The sequence below is a fragment of the Streptomyces sp. NPDC002580 genome, from assembly GCF_042889485.1.
In the GTDB taxonomy this organism is placed as follows: domain Bacteria; phylum Actinomycetota; class Actinomycetes; order Streptomycetales; family Streptomycetaceae; genus Streptomyces.
The window spans coordinates 128,432-142,833 of record NZ_JBIAQZ010000004.1 but is presented as its reverse complement, the minus strand read 5'-3'; the positions used below and the strand labels follow the sequence as shown (position 1 = coordinate 142,833).

Annotated in this window: 12 protein-coding genes; 9 read left to right on the top strand and 3 right to left on the bottom strand. The window is 74.1% G+C overall.

The window, feature by feature from the left end:
* Window positions 1-28 precede the first annotated feature (28 nt).
* Entirely contained in the window at window positions 29-1,528 is a 1,500-nt protein-coding gene (locus ACFYW7_RS14745; protein WP_389501907.1) for a bifunctional phosphatase PAP2/diacylglycerol kinase family protein, read from the bottom strand.
* Window positions 1,529-1,632: 104 nt separating this feature from the next.
* On the opposite strand from ACFYW7_RS14745, the gene ACFYW7_RS14740 reads away from it, so the two are divergent.
* The 4 genes from ACFYW7_RS14740 (at window position 1,633) to ACFYW7_RS14725 (ending at window position 6,251) form a co-directional block, all read left to right on the top strand.
* On the top strand, window positions 1,633-3,252 hold the full coding sequence (locus ACFYW7_RS14740) for an ABC-F family ATP-binding cassette domain-containing protein (RefSeq protein ID WP_389501905.1): 1,620 nt from the start codon (window positions 1,633-1,635) through the stop codon (window positions 3,250-3,252).
* Between the two features lie 258 nt (window positions 3,253-3,510).
* Window positions 3,511-3,753 (top strand): DUF6158 family protein, encoded by a 243-nt coding sequence (locus ACFYW7_RS14735; protein ID WP_103551053.1) that lies wholly within the window; start codon window positions 3,511-3,513, stop codon window positions 3,751-3,753.
* Entirely contained in the window at window positions 3,750-4,373 is a 624-nt protein-coding gene (locus ACFYW7_RS14730) for a TIGR03086 family metal-binding protein (RefSeq protein ID WP_389501902.1), read from the top strand. Before ACFYW7_RS14735 ends, ACFYW7_RS14730 begins: the two co-directional genes overlap by 4 nt.
* A 408-nt stretch (window positions 4,374-4,781) precedes the next feature.
* Complete coding sequence (locus ACFYW7_RS14725; RefSeq protein WP_389501900.1) at window positions 4,782-6,251, top strand: FG-GAP and VCBS repeat-containing protein; 1,470 nt, start codon at window positions 4,782-4,784, stop codon at window positions 6,249-6,251.
* A 352-nt stretch (window positions 6,252-6,603) separates the two neighbouring features.
* On the opposite strand, the gene ACFYW7_RS14720 is transcribed toward ACFYW7_RS14725, so the two are convergent.
* On the bottom strand, window positions 6,604-6,924 hold the full coding sequence (locus ACFYW7_RS14720; RefSeq protein ID WP_389501899.1) for a GYD domain-containing protein: 321 nt from the start codon (window positions 6,922-6,924) through the stop codon (window positions 6,604-6,606).
* Between the two features lie 420 nt (window positions 6,925-7,344).
* Here ACFYW7_RS14720 and ACFYW7_RS14715 point away from each other — a divergent pair, with 420 nt between their 5' ends.
* Window positions 7,345-8,139 carry an RNA polymerase sigma factor SigF gene (locus tag ACFYW7_RS14715; RefSeq protein ID WP_389501896.1) on the top strand — a complete coding sequence of 265 codons (795 nt, stop codon included), beginning with the start codon at window positions 7,345-7,347 and terminating at the stop codon, window positions 8,137-8,139.
* 118 nt (window positions 8,140-8,257) lie between these two features.
* Here the strand turns inward: ACFYW7_RS14715 and ACFYW7_RS14710 are convergent, their stop codons facing one another.
* Window positions 8,258-9,430: a PAS domain-containing protein gene (locus ACFYW7_RS14710; protein ID WP_389501893.1), complete on the bottom strand. Its 1,173-nt coding sequence runs from the start codon at window positions 9,428-9,430 to the stop codon at window positions 8,258-8,260.
* A 159-nt stretch (window positions 9,431-9,589) separates the two neighbouring features.
* On the opposite strand from ACFYW7_RS14710, the gene ACFYW7_RS14705 reads away from it, so the two are divergent.
* From ACFYW7_RS14705 to ACFYW7_RS14690, 4 genes are all read left to right on the top strand, one after another.
* On the top strand, window positions 9,590-10,306 hold the full coding sequence (locus ACFYW7_RS14705; RefSeq protein WP_389501892.1) for an ANTAR domain-containing response regulator: 717 nt from the start codon (window positions 9,590-9,592) through the stop codon (window positions 10,304-10,306).
* A gap of 325 nt (window positions 10,307-10,631) precedes the next feature.
* A complete protein-coding gene (locus ACFYW7_RS14700) occupies window positions 10,632-11,636 on the top strand; it encodes a hypothetical protein (protein ID WP_389501890.1) in 1,005 nt (334 codons plus the stop codon).
* A gap of 389 nt (window positions 11,637-12,025) precedes the next feature.
* Window positions 12,026-13,273 (top strand): aminotransferase class I/II-fold pyridoxal phosphate-dependent enzyme, encoded by a 1,248-nt coding sequence (locus ACFYW7_RS14695; protein ID WP_389501888.1) that lies wholly within the window; start codon window positions 12,026-12,028, stop codon window positions 13,271-13,273.
* Entirely contained in the window at window positions 13,270-14,388 is a 1,119-nt protein-coding gene (locus ACFYW7_RS14690) for an MBL fold metallo-hydrolase (RefSeq protein WP_389501886.1), read from the top strand. The genes ACFYW7_RS14695 and ACFYW7_RS14690 overlap by 4 nt, the downstream gene beginning before the upstream one ends.
* The last annotated feature ends 14 nt before the right edge of the window (window positions 14,389-14,402 follow it).

Here is a 14,402-nt window from a genome sequence, read left to right as displayed (position 1 = left end):
GTCCTGCCGGAATGCCGTGAGGGCGCCGTCAGTGCGCGGGGTGCGGGCGGTAGACGGTCAGCGCCCCGGGACTCTTGCTCAGCGTCACGTCGCCGCTCACCTCGGTGACCTCGCCGTCGTAGGCGAGGAGCGTGCCGGGCGCGACGCCGTCGACGCGCAGACGGCCCACCCGGACGGCCGCGTGGGCGGGGGAGCGGGTGAGCGGGCCCGCGAAGGCTGCGGCCAGCAGGCGCATCGCGGGATGGCGGCCGCCGTGCACCACCCGTACGTCCAGCCGCCCGTCCGCGAGGTCGAAGCGGCGGGCGGGCGCCAGCCCCATCCGGTGGTAGGTGCCGTTGCCGGCGAACAGCAGCCACAACGGGTGGGTGCGTCCGCCGAGTTCGGCGCGCAGCGGGTGGTGGTCGGCGCGCAGCACGCGCAGCGCGCCAAGCACCCCGGCGGGCCAACTGCCGATCACCTTGGACCAGTTCTCCCGCTCGCGCACCAGCTCCGGATAGATGCCCAGGCTGCAGGTGTTGACGAAGATGCCCGTCCGGTCGCCGGACGCGAACCGGCCCACGTCCACCTGGACCGCCTCGCCCTCCCGGAGCGCGTGGACCAGGTCGCGTTCGCCCTCCACCCCGAGGTCGTGGGCGAAGTGGTTGAGGGTGCCGCCCGGCAGGACCGCGAGGGGTACGCCGTGCCGCAGGGCGATCTCGGCGGCGGTGTTCACCGTGCCGTCGCCGCCGCACACGCCCAGCACCCGGGCGCGGGCCGCCGCCTTCTCCAACTCCCCGCGTATGTCGGAGGGTTCGCACTCCACGACCTCCGCGCGCGGCAGCGCGGCGGCCAGCGCGCCGACCCGCTCCGCGGTGCCCGAGCCCGTGTTGGCCACCATGACCAGCCCCTCGCCCTCCGGCAGCGCGGGCGCGTCCGCGCGCGGACGGCCGGGCGGGGTCACCTGGTCCCGGGTGGGCACCAGGGCCCGTACGGCGTACGCGGCGCCGACGCCGAGCGCCGCACCGGCCAGCACATCGCTCGGGAAGTGGACGCCGGTGTAGACACGGGACAGCGCGACCGCCCCGGCCAGCGGTGCGACGACGGCGCCCCAGCCCCGGGACTCCAGCGCCACACCCGTCGCGAAGGCCGCGGCCGAGGCGGCGTGCCCCGACGGGAACGAGGTGGTGATCGGCTGCCTCTTCAGCTGCCGGACGAGGGGGACCGGGTCCAGTTCGGGACGGGCGCGGCGCACCGAACGCTTGCCGATCGTGTTGATGGCCGCGGAGGCGAGGGCCAGCGAGGCGACACCGCGGGCCGCCGCCCGGCGGGCCCGCGGTGTGCGGCTCGCCGCCACGGCGGCGGCCGTGGCGAACCACAGCAGACCGTGGTTCGCGCCACGGCTCAGCCGCGGCAGCACCGGGTCGCCGCCCGGCCAGTGCCGCGCCGCGACCGCCTCGAAGAGCCGGCAGTCCGCGGCCAGCAGACGGTCCCCAAGGGCGTGGCGGCCCGGTACGAGGGCGGTGAGATCGACGTCAGGGGTCGGGGTCATGCGGGTGCGTCTACCCCGGATCAGGCGTTTCCCCGCCCCCGGGCGGCGCCCTGTGCCGGATACGCGTTTGCCCCTCGTCCCCGCTCACCGGAGAATGCCTGCCCATGGGATACCTCGAAGCCGCACATCTTGAGTACTACCTTCCCGACGGGAGGGCGCTGCTCGGCGATGTGTCGTTCCGGGTGGGAGAAGGGGCCGTCGTGGCTCTGGTGGGGCCCAACGGCGCCGGGAAGACGACCCTGCTGCGGCTGATCTCGGGAGAACTCAAGCCCCACGGGGGGACCACCAACGTGGTCGGCGGACTCGGCGTGATGCGCCAGTTCGTGGGCTCCGTGCGCGACGAGACGACCGTGCGGGAACTGCTCGTCTCCGTGGCCACGCCCGGGATCCGCGAGGCGGCGAGGGCCGTGGACGCCGCCGAGCACGCGATGATGACCGTCGACGACGAGGCCTCCCAGCTGCGCTACGCACAGGCGCTCTCCGACTGGGCCGAGGTCCGCGGCTACGAGGCCGAGACCCTCTGGGACATCTGCACGACGGCCGCCCTCGGCGTCCCCTACGAGAAGGCGCAGTGGCGGCTGGTCCGTACCCTGTCCGGGGGCGAGCAGAAGCGCCTGGTCCTCGAGGCCCTGCTGCGCGGCACCGACGAGGTGCTGCTCCTCGACGAGCCGGACAACTACCTCGACGTGCCCGGCAAGCGCTGGCTGGAGGAGCGGCTCAAGGAGACCCGCAAGACCGTCCTGTTCGTCTCCCACGACCGCGAACTCCTCGCCCGCGCCGCCCAGAAGATCGTCAGCGTCGAGCCCAGCCCGACCGGCGCGGACGCCTGGATCCACGGCGCCGGTTTCGCGACGTACCACGAGGCCCGGCGGGAGCGGTTCGCCCGCTTCGAGGAACTGCGCAGGCGCTGGGACGAGAAGCACGCGCAGCTGAAGAAGCTGGTGCTGAACCTCCGTCAGGCAGCCTCCATCAGCCATGAGCTGGCGTCCCGCTACGCGGCGGCGCAGACCCGGCTGCGGAAGTTCGAGGAGGCCGGACCGCCTCCGGAGCCGCCGCGCGAGCAGGACATCAAGATGCGGCTGCACGGCGGCCGGACCGGAGTACGGGCCGTGACCTGCAAGGGACTTGAGCTCACCGGCCTGATGAAGCCCTTCGACCTGGAGGTCTTCTACGGCGAGCGCGTCGCCGTCCTCGGCTCCAACGGCTCGGGGAAGTCGCACTTCCTGCGGCTGCTCGCGGGCGGCGACGTCGCGCACACCGGGGAGTGGAAGCTCGGCGCCCGCGTGGTGGCCGGCCACTTCGCGCAGACGCACGCCCACCCGGAACTGGAGGGGCGCACGCTCCTCGACATCCTGTGGTCCGAGCACTCCCAGGACCGCGGCGCGGCCATGTCCCGGCTGCGCCGCTACGAGCTGACCGCCCAGGCCGAGCAGCGCTTCGAGAGGCTGTCGGGCGGCCAGCAGGCGCGTTTCCAGATCCTGCTCCTGGAACTGGAGGGCTCGACGGCCCTGCTCCTCGACGAGCCGACCGACAACCTCGACCTGGAGTCCGCGGAGGCCCTGCAAGAGGGACTGGAGGCGTACGAGGGCACGGTGCTGTCGGTCACCCACGACCGCTGGTTCGCCCGCTCCTTCGACCGCTACCTGGTCTTCGGCTCGGACGGCCGGGTCCGGGAGACGCAGGAGCCGGTGTGGGACGAGCGCCGTGTGGAGCGCGCCCGGTAGACCGTCGGGAGCACCGGCCCCGGTCGACGAGCCGAGGCGACGAGCCGCCCCGCCGAGTCCGGCGGGGCGGTGCCGGAATCCGGACCCCGTCCGGCTCTCCCGGGGCCACCGCCTCCCGGGGAGGCCCGGCACCCCGGATGTTCGTAGAGTGGAGGGAGATGGGTCTCTATCCATGGCTCCCTCCCGGACGCCGCTCGGGGCGCCTGCCCGGGCCGGCGCCCGGACCGCACCGACGGCCACGACGAGCGGGGTAGCACCATGACCGGAGTCGAACCGGACCGGCTGGACGACCAGCAGCTGATGAAAGAGCTGGAGGCCATCCACCGCACCCGCCACGACACGTTGCTGCACGGTTCGAACGACGCGCTGCACACGCACAACGTGCGCATGGCCCAGCTGGAGGGCGAGTATCTGCGCCGCCATCCGCGGCGGCCCGTCTCCGCCGGCCGTACGCGTGAGGGGGCCCGGGAGCGAGGACCCGCGGGGGTGCCGCCGGCATGACCGGCCCGCAGCCGGCCGGTCCGGGCCGGACCGATCCCGTTCCGCCCGCCACCGATCCCCTGCTGGCCCGGCAGGCGGAGGCCCTCGACCTGTTCGGTCGCCGCGTCCACGCCATCCGTGACGATCAGTGGGACGCCCCCACGCCGTGCGCCGACTGGAGCGTGCGGGACCTCGTCGGCCACCTCGTCACCGAGCAGGCGTGGGTGCCCGCGCTGGTCCGGGACGGGGACACCGTCGACTCGGCCGGCGACGCGTTCGCCGGTGACCCGCTCGGTCCCGACCCGGTCGCCGCCTGGGACACGGTGGCGGACGCCTCCCGTGCCGTGTTCGCCGAGCCGGGCGCGCTCGACCGTACCGTCCACCTCTCGTTCGGAGACATGCCGGCGGGCGACTACTGCGCGCAACTGGTCACCGACCTGACGGTCCACACCTGGGACCTGTCCCGTGCCATCGGGGCCGAGGAACGACTCCCCGCCGGTCTGCTGGCCTTCGCGGTCCGCGAGGTCACCCCGCACGCGGCCGAGCTGGAACACAGCGGACTCTTCGCCGCCCCGGAGGAGCCGCCGCCCGGCGCCGATGCCCAGACGAAACTGCTGTGCCTGGTCGGCCGCAGACCTTGACGTCACGCGCCGTCACCCCGGCGGGAGCGCGGCGGGCCGACCGCCGGCGTCGGCCCCGGTGACTCCCGCCGCCCCGGTTCTCGCAACCCCGTGCACCAGGTGGTCGTCCGCCTGCCCGGACAGGGCCGGGAAGGCGGACGGACCGGCTTTTGGCCAGGGCCGGGAACGCAGACGGGACCCGCTCCCGGTCGGGGGCGGTAAGGCGGACGGACCCGCTCCCGGACACGGCCGGGAACGCGGACGGACCCGCTCCGGGACAGGGCGCCGCGCCCGTGCCGTCGGCCGGACGTTCGCGCGACGTTCATCGCACAACCATCGAGCGTTGACGTGTGTCTCACTGGTGAATCTCACTCGCGCGCGCTCGCGGTTCGACACCGCCCGCGACCCCGCGCGCCACAAGGAGGAACCGTGGGTATCCGCAGACCGGCCGTCACCGCAGCCGCAACCGCCGCGCTGATCGGGGCGTTCACCGTGCCGCTCGCCGGGAGCGCCGCGTCGGCCGCGGAGGGCACCACCACCGTGCGCGAGGACTTCGACGGCGACGGCTACCAGGACGTCGCCGTCGCCGCCACCTCCGCCACGGTGGCCGGACACGCGTGGGCGGGGTACATCGCGATCACCTACGGCTCGGCGAACGGGCCGGGCCGCACCACGATCATCACCCAGGACACCCCGGGGGTGCCCGGTACGTCCGGCGACAACAAGGGCTTCGGCTACGCGCTGATCCCCCGCGACCTGGACGGCGACGGCCTCACCGACCTGGCCGTGGCGACGAACGAGCACCTGCCGGAGAACAACACCGGCGGATCGGTGATCGTCCTCTGGGGGCGCTCGACGGGCCTCTCCGGCACGGACGCGGTACGCGTCCCCGCACCCGCGAACGCCACCGTCGGCGAGAACATCACGACGGGCGACTTCGACGGGGACGGACACACGGACCTGTTCTTCCACAACTCCGAGGAGTACGACTTCCGCACGGTGCTCTTCGGCCCGTTCGGCCGGGACGGGGCACCGGCGCGGGAGCAGGAGCTGAACATGTTCAGCACCGACAACATGATGTGCACCGTGGCGTCGGGCGACTTCAACGGCGACGGCATCGATGACCTGGCGACCTTCTACGTCTACGAGAACCACGCCGAGGGCGGCAAGCTGTGGCTCGGCACGCCCCAGGGCCTGTCCACCGTCTCCCAACGGCTGAACTCCGCGAACACCACGGCCGTCGGTGACTTCGACAAGGACGGGTACGCCGACCTCGCCACCCGGATCTACCCGAACGGCGACACGGAGGGCATGGAGGAGGACCCGGGCACGATCAAGATCTACTACGGTTCGCCGGCCGGGCCCAGCGCGACCCGTACGAAGACGATCACCCAGGACACCGCGGGTGTGCCCGGCGTGAGCGAGAAGGGCGACCGCTTCGGGGCGCGGCTCAGCGCGGGCGACGTGAACGGCGACGGCTACGCGGATCTGGCCGTGGGCGTTCCGGGCGAGGCGGTCGGCTCGGTGACGAAGGCCGGCTCGGTGGTGCTGCTCAAGGGCGGCAAGGGCGGGCTCACCGGCACCGGCGCGCAGGCGTTCCACCAGAACACCGCCGGTGTCCCGGGGGCCGTGGAGAAGGGCGACGTCTTCGGCGGTTCGGTGCGACTGCTGGACGTGACGGGCGACGGGAAGGCGGACCTGACCACGGGCGCGCCGGGGGAGAACCTCGGCACGATCGTGAACGGCGGCGCCGTGTGGCTGCTCCGGGGTACGGCGTCGGGCCTGACCGCCGCCAAGTCCTTCGCCCAGAACCCGGTGGACCTGGGGTCGCCCGCGACGAAGGCGCAGTTCGGGATGAACCTGGCCGGCGAGAACGGACCGAACCAGCTGATCCCGTAAGCCCACGCGCTCCGGCCGGGGCCCGCCGGTTCCCTGGCCGGACGGCACGGGCGCTTACCGGCGCCGGTCACGCGCCCGTGCCGTGGAGCATCGGGTCCCCGTGCCGGGCGCCGCTCGGCCTGATCACGTCGCCGGGATGGCTTCCGTCCACCCCGGCGGGGCGCGGGACACCGAACGCGGGAGGCGGGCACCGGGCCGCCGGGACCGACATCTGTCGGACCTGACGCCGTCCTTCCGACGTGACATCTGCCCGACGTGGCATCTGCCCGACCTGATGTCCGTCCGTCGTGACCTCTGCCCGACCCGACACCCGTCCGACGTGATCCCGCCGGTCGGCTTCCGTCCTCCCGGTTCACGCGCCGGGAGGACGGAAGTCGACCGGCCTGCGGGTGGCCTCGTCGATCTCGTCCACGGTGAGGAGCGGGGTCGCCCGCGTGCGCAGGGCGCCGTCCGCCTTCACGCGGAGGCTGACGGCGGCCATGGAGACCTGGTCGGGGAGGTCGATGACGCACACGAGGTCGTCCTCCCCGAAGGCGAAGTACATGGCCTCGACCGTGCCGCCGAGTCCGGTGACGACGCGGTCGACGGCGGCGCGACGGCCGCTGGCGCCCTCCTCGAGCAGCCCCCTCGTGCCCTGGGGGGTGTAGCCGGCCTGGATGAGGTACTTCGGCATGGGTGCTCCTGTCCGTGACGCTTCCGGTACGCAGGGTGGACCTTCCCGCGCGGCGTCGGCCGCCCCCACCGCGGGCCCGGATTCACCCGATGGAAACCGGACCTCCTGAGCGCCGCGTCCTGAAACGCTTTCCCGCCGCGCCACTGGGGGTTCCGGCCCCGCGGGACCCGGCCGCGGAGGCGCCCGGTGCGGGCGGAGCCCGTCCTGGCGGACCCCGGAGAGGACAGGAAGCCCGGCTTGGGGGAGAATTACTAGGTGTTTGTCTCGCATGGCGCGGGGCAGACGCACATGCAGTGCTTCGGACAGGAGGCACGTCCGTGGGAGCGGCGATCCGCGCCACGGGTGTACCCGTCCGAGCATGGGTGCCCTCCCACGGTGACTGTCCATGACAAGGCACCATCAAGGGAGTTGCGACGCACCATGCGAACTCAAGCGAGCGCGACGCACCATCCGCACGACGACGCCCCCGACACCGTGGACGCATTCCGCAGGCTCGCCACGCTTCCCCCGGGTCCCGAGCACGACACGCTCCGTGAGCAGATCGTCGAGTCCTGGCTGCCGATGGCCGAACGGCTTGCGGGACGGTTCCGCAGCCGCGGCGAGAACTACGAGGACCTGCGCCAGGTCGCGGCGCTCGGTCTCGTCAAGGCCGTCGACCGCTACGACCCCGAGCTCGGCAACGCCTTCGAGAGCTACGCGGTGCCTACGATCACCGGCGAGATCAAGCGCCACTTCCGCGATCACATGTGGACCCTGCACGTGCCACGCCGGGTCCAGGACCTGCGCAACCGGGTCCGGTTCGCCGGCCAGGACCTGTCGCAGACCATCCCCGGCCGCAAGCCGACGGTCGCCGAGATCGCCGAGCACGCCCGGATGAGCGAGGAGGACGTCCGGACCGGTCTGGAGGCGCTGGAGAGCTTCACCGCGCTCTCCCTGGACGCCGAACTGCCGGGCAGCGAGGACGGCTACTCCCTCAGCGACGCCCTCGGCTCACCCGATCCGGCCCTCGACACCGTCATCGACCGCGAGGCCGTCAAGCCCCGGCTCCAGGCACTGCCCGAGCGGGAGCGCGCCATCCTCTACATGCGGTTCTTCAGCGACATGACGCAGAGCCGGATCGCCGACGAGCTGGGCATCTCCCAGATGCACGTCTCCCGTCTGATCAGCCGCTGCTGCACCCGACTGCGCGACCAGATCATGAGCGACGCGGCCTGAGGGCCCTCCCGCCCGCAGGATCGGTCGTCGTCGCGTCCCCGCCCGCCCCACGCCCCGCGGCGCCTGGCGGACGACCTGTCCGTTCCCGGACCGGTGGAGGCCGCTGCCGCGCCGCGGATCAGTCCGGCCACGCCAGTCTCAGGGCGAGGTGCCGGGACATCAGGTCCATCGCCTGCGCCTCGGCCATCGAGAAGGCGGGCCGCCCCCCACTCCTGAACAGCGTCAGCACCCCGTGCGCGGCACCGGACGCGCCCATCAGCGGCACGCACAGCAAGGACGTCACGTCGGCGCGGACGAGGACCGGAGCGCCCGTCGCGTCACGGCCGAAGGCGTCCGGGTCCTCGGGGGGCACCTGAAGGGCCGTGGACCCGCCGCGTACCGCCTCGGCCACGAGGGGGCACGCGGCGGGATCCTGCGCCGCCACGGCCGCCGCCTCCTCGTCACGTCCGGGCGGGCCCAGGACGGTCGTACGGGACAGCCCTCCGGCCCCGGCGTCGGCCACCACCCAGTCGGCGAACCGCCCGTGCAGGACCGCGGCGGCCCGCCCCATGACCGCCGGACGGTCCCCGCCCGGATCGCCGAGCAGCACGGTGCCCATGGCGTCCACCAGGTCCATCAGCGCCGCGTGCCGGGTGGTCGCGGACAGACTCGGCGCCGCCCGCCCCGGCGCGCTTCGTCCCGAGGACTCCGGAGCCCCCGGGAGCCCCGAAGGCCCCGAAGCGTCCGCCGGGTCCGGGTCGCCCACCGGCTGGAGCGCCACGAGGACGGCCGTCCGCGGCTCCCCGCTGGGCCGCAACCCGGTGAGCGTCGCCCGCACCGGCACCGACGGTTCCTGCTGGAGCCGTACGGTCATCCCGCGGTCGCCCTCACCGCGGGCCACCGCCGCCGCCTGCGAGCGGAACGCGGCCCGGTCGGCGTGCGCGAGGAACCCGGTCAGCGGTCGGCCGGTGGCGTAACCGGCCCGGACACCGGTGAACGAGGTCGCCGCGAAGTTCATCCGGCGCACCACGGTCTCGCGGTCCACCAGGACGACAGGTACCGGCACCCGCTGGAACAGCGCCTTCAGGAGCTGCTGCTCCTGCCGGTCCACCGAGCCGATCCCGGAAGGCCCGGCCGCCGACAGCCGTTGGAAGGCGGGCCACAACTGCTCGGCCACATGGTCGAGTTCGAAGATCGCCGCGTCGAGGACCGTCGGCAGTTCGGGGGCGGGCACCGAGCGCGCCGCCTTCAACTCCGCTACACGGCGGACGAAATCCGCGAGTTCTTCACCGAATTCGTCCGTCTGCGCCATGCGATGAACGTAACCCGGCGGAGGCGTGCCGGGGGCGCCGGGGGCGCAACCCGCGACACCTGACGCGGCGCAGGCGGGAGCACTCCTGTCCGGCCTGGGCGGGAGTGCTCGTTTTCGTCACGGACGGGCGGGAAGGCGGAAGGGGAGGAGGAGTGAGAAATGCCGGAAACCGATCAACTGGGCCATCTGGGACCGGAGTCGCCAGAGTCGTCCCTTCCCGGGAGGAGACTCTCGGAACTCGCCGATCAGGCGACGCGCTGTGTCACCGACTGCTGCGGCGCCGGCAGCACGGTGTCCCAGGGGGGCGCCGAACGGCCCGCCGCGGTCACCCACCCTGACCTCGCCGGACTCGTCTCGGTGCAACTGCGCACGGGCGACGGGCCGATACCGGCCGCTCTCGAACGCGGAGAACCCGTCGACTCGGCGGACCTGTTGGTCGAGAAGCGCTGGCCCGGGTACCGGGCCATGGCCCTCGACGCGGGGGTGCGCTCCAGCGTCACCATCCCCTTCCGCAGTTCCGGGCTGACCGTCACCCTCAGCCTCTACAGTTTCCGTCCCGGCGCCCTCGAAGGCGCCCCGCACGGGGCCGCCCGCGCGCTCGGCGATCACGCCGTGACCTGCCTGGTCCGTGACCGTTCCTACCGCGCAGCCCTGGCCGAACTCGACCAGCTGGGCACCGCGCTGCGCTCCCGGCCCGTGATCGACCAGGCGTGCGGGATGGTGATGCACGTCCTGGGCTGCGACGCGGACCGCGCCTTCGCGATCCTGCGCCGGATCTCGCAGGGCACGAACCGCAAGCTGTCCGACGTCGCCGCGGCCGTCGTGGACAGGCGGGGCCACGGACTGGAGCGGGAACTGGTCCCGTCGGTCGACTGACGGGCGGGCCGGGGAGTGGCCGGAGACGAGGGGGCGCAGGAGGCACAGGGGGCGCCGGAGACGAGGAGGCGTGGGGAGAAGGAGGGGGGAGAGGAGCGGCACGGGGAGCAGCGGGGCGGGGCTCCCCGCACCGCTGGGCCGGCCACGGCGTCGTACGGCGGTCGACCGGTCGCCGCTCGTCCGCGCTGTCACCCGCCCGGACCCCTGTTTTCCCGCGAATGGTGCCCGGCCGTTCGCGCCCGGCGGCCCGGCGGGCTCTGATGGGTCCCGAGGGGCACGACGGCCGTGGCCCTCGGACCGCAGCCCCTCCGAAGGAGCCCCGCTCATGCGCCGTACCGCCCGTGTCCTGTACGCCACCGCCTTGGCCGGCGCAGCCCTGGGCGCCACCGCGTCGGCCGCGTTCGCGGATCCGGACGCGGAGGTCAGTCCGGGCTCCGTCGAACCCGGCGGCACCGTCACCATCACGGTCACCTGCGAAGCGGCGGGGGGAACCTCGCCCGAATCCATCGAGGCCAGCTCCCAGGGTTTCGAGGCCGGCAAGGTCGAGCTGCACCGCGTCGAGGGCGCCGATCCGAACAGCGCGGGAGCCGCCGCCTATCGCGGCACGGCCCGTATCCCGTCCGGCGGGTCCGGCCCGTCCGACGAGTCCGGCGCGGGGTCAAGCCCGGACCCGGCAGGCGCCTCCGACGCGAAGAACCCCGGTGCCGTGCGCGGGGGAGGGGTGAACCCCGCACCCGGCGGCTCGGACACGGTCGCGCCCGACGCCGTGGCACCCGCTCCCGTCGCCGTCGACCCGTCGGCGTCCGACCCCGTGGTCCCCGACCCCGACCCGCCGGTTCCCGACGCCGTGGGTCCAGGGACGGTGGGCCCGGACGACGTGGGCCCGGACACGGTCCCCGAGCCGGTGGGCCCGGAGGCCGTGGGCCCGGAGACGGTGGGTCCGGACGTCGTGGGCCCGGACGCCGTCGGGCCCGAGGCAGTGGCCCCCGACAAGGTCGGCCCGGAGGCCGGGGGCGCTTCGCGGTGGGACGTGCAAGGCGTCTGTCCCGCGCCGCCGGGCGGTCACGGAGAACAGTGGACCGCCTCGTACTCCGTGGCCGGTGGTTCGACGGCGACGCACGGTACCGACAGCGGGCCCGGCACCGGCGCCGACAGCAGGATCGGCACGGGCAGCGGTACCGGAGACCGTCCCCCTACCGTCCAGCGGGGTGTGGAAGCGGGCCAGGGCGGCGTCTTCACCGACTCCGTGCCGGCCCTGGTCGTCGGCGGTGTGCTGATCGCCGGGGCCCTCGGCGTCGCGGCCCACCACCTGCGTCGGCGGCACCCCTAGCGGGACGGGCGACACGGTGACGGGCGACCCGCGCGAGCGACGACGAGGTGACGGGCCCGGCCCCGACAACACTTCCGGCAGCACCGTCGAGAGCGGTTCCGGCGGCCATGCCGGCAGTGGTGAGCCAGTCGTGACGGTGGTGGTGACGGCAGCGTCTCCGGCGGCCGCCGGAGGACTTCCACCAGCGCCCACGGGACGGTATGCCGCTGGGTACTGGGAGAGCCGTCGCGTGAGGCGACCGGCAGACGCGAATCGCACGAGACGTGATCCGCACGAGACGTGAACCGTACGAGGCGTGATCCGTACGAGGGGGACAGAGGCAGCCGGAACCCGGCGGTCAGCAGGGTTCCGGGCCAGGGCACGGCGGCACCGACGGTGCGGAGGCAGGTATGCGGCGGACGGCCCCGGAAGGCCACGGACCGGTCCGGTACGGACCGCCGCTGCCCGGTGAGGGCCTGCCCGTGCTGCCGGAACTGCGCTCCGTGCTGGCCGCCGCGGCGAACCGCTCCGACACCGCGCTGTTCGGCGGCGGCCCCGTGCTTCTGGACGCCGCCCGCGGCTACTGGACCCGGCGCGGCCTGCCCGCCGGGTTCGACCGGGTGGTGGCCGCTCCCGGAGCCCCCGCGCTGCTCCTCGCCCTGACCGGGGCGCTCGGCGGCGACGTCCTCGCGCCCCGCCCGTGCGCCGCGTGGTGGGCGCCGCAGGCACGCCTGCTCGGCCGGTCCGTGTTCCACGTGGCGACGCCCGCGGAGTGCGGCGGCGTCCCCGATCCCTACGCCCTCCTGGAGACCGTCCGCAGGGTCCGCGCGGAGGGCGGCGACCCCCGTCTGCTCCTGCTGTCGGTGGCGGACGACCCCACCGCCACCGTCGCGCCGCCCGAGGTGGTGCACGAGACCGTGGAGGCCGCGGCGGGCGAGGGACTGCACATCGTCAGCGACGAGACCTGGCGCGACACCCTGCACCGGCCGCACGACACCGTGCTGCTCAGCCCCGCCGAGATGCTCCCCGACGACGTCACCGTGATCACGGACCTCGCGGGGTCCTTCCTGCCGCAGGGCTGGCCGGCCGCCGTCGCGCGCTTCCCCGGCAACGAGCGGGGCGCGCTGCTGCGTTCCCGCGTCCTCGACGTGCTCACCGTGCTCGGCGCGCGCGTCGCCGAACCGGTCGCCTCGGCGGCCGCGTACGCCCTCGGCGAGCCCGCCGCGATCACCGAACGGCTCGCGGCCGCCGTACGCCTGCACGCGTGCGTCGCCGACGCCGCGCACCGCGTCCTGAGTGCCGCGGGGGCCGTGTCGCGCCCCCCGCAGGCGGGTCGGCACCTGTACGTCGACCTGGGCGCCCTCCGCTCCGCCCTGGGCGCGCACGATGTGGGCGACGCCCAGGACCTGGAGGACTTCCTCTCCGCCCGGCTCGGCATGCCCGCACCGGGCGGGCACCGGTTCGGCGACGATCTCGCCGCGCTCCGGGTCCGCCTGGGCACCGGACCGCTGCTCGGCTCCACCGACGAGGAGCGGGAGGAATCCCTCGCCTCCTCCTCACCCCTGGAACTGCCGCATGTGCGCAGTGCGTTGACCTTCTTGGAGTCGGCCTTCGACGATCTCCGCGACGACGCTCAGCGATGGGAGTCTCCTCGATGACGCAACAGTCCGAGTCGACCACGAGGCAGGCCGGGTCGACCACGAGCCGGACGGCACAGGACCCCGGCGATCCCGCGCCACCGTCCGCCTCGGCACCGGGGCGGCCCGCCGTCCTTCCTCCGCTCCCTGCCCCTCCGTTCCCCGCTCCGCCGCTCGCCGAGCCCCGCCCGCTCGGCGAGCCGCGTACGTGGCCCCGCTCGTTCGTGGACCGGCTGACCGCGCCCCTGCCGGGGCTGCGGGCCTTCGCGCGCCTGGCCCGCGAGGGCGCCCCGCGGCCCGGCAGCGACGGGCTCGCCGACATCCCGTCGCTGCCCTTCGAGCCGGGTCCGCTGCCCCGCGTGGACGCCCGCACGGTCGCCGTCTCCTGGGCGGGGCACGCGAGTTGGGTGATCCGGATCGGCGGGCTCACCGTCCTCACGGACCCGGTCTGGTCCCGCAGGATCATCGGGACCCCGGCCCGGATCACCCCGGTCGGCGTGGCCTGGAGCGCGCTGCCGCGGGTCGACGCGGTCGTCGTCAGTCACAACCACTACGACCATCTGGACGCGCCGACCCTGCGCCGACTCCCGCGCGACACACCGGTTTTCGTACCCGCCGGACTCGGACGCTGGTTCAGGCGCCGCCGGTTCACCCGGGTGACCGAGCTGGACTGGTGGGAGGCGGCCGAACTGGACGGCGTCCGCTTCGACTTCGTCCCCGCCCACCACTGGTCCAAGCGCGGACTCACCGACACCTGTCGCACCCTGTGGGGCGGCTGGGTGCTCACGGCACCTGAGGGACGACGCGTGTACTTCGCGGGCGACACCGGGTACGGTCACTGGTTCGCCCGGATCGGGCAGCGCCACCCGGGGATCGACCTCGCCCTGCTGCCCATCGGCGCGTACGACCCCCGATGGTGGCTGAGGGACGTCCACTGCGACCCGGAGGAGGCGGTACGGGCGTCCGTCGACCTGCGCGCCCGGCGGATGGCCCCGATGCACTGGGGCACGTTCGTGCTCTCCGCGGAACCGGTGCTGGAGCCGCTGCGGCGGGTGCGGACCGCCTGGGAGCGGGCGGGCCTGGCGCGGGAGGACCTGTGGGACCTCGCGGTCGGCGCTTCCCGGGTCCTGGAATGACCGCACTGTCCCGG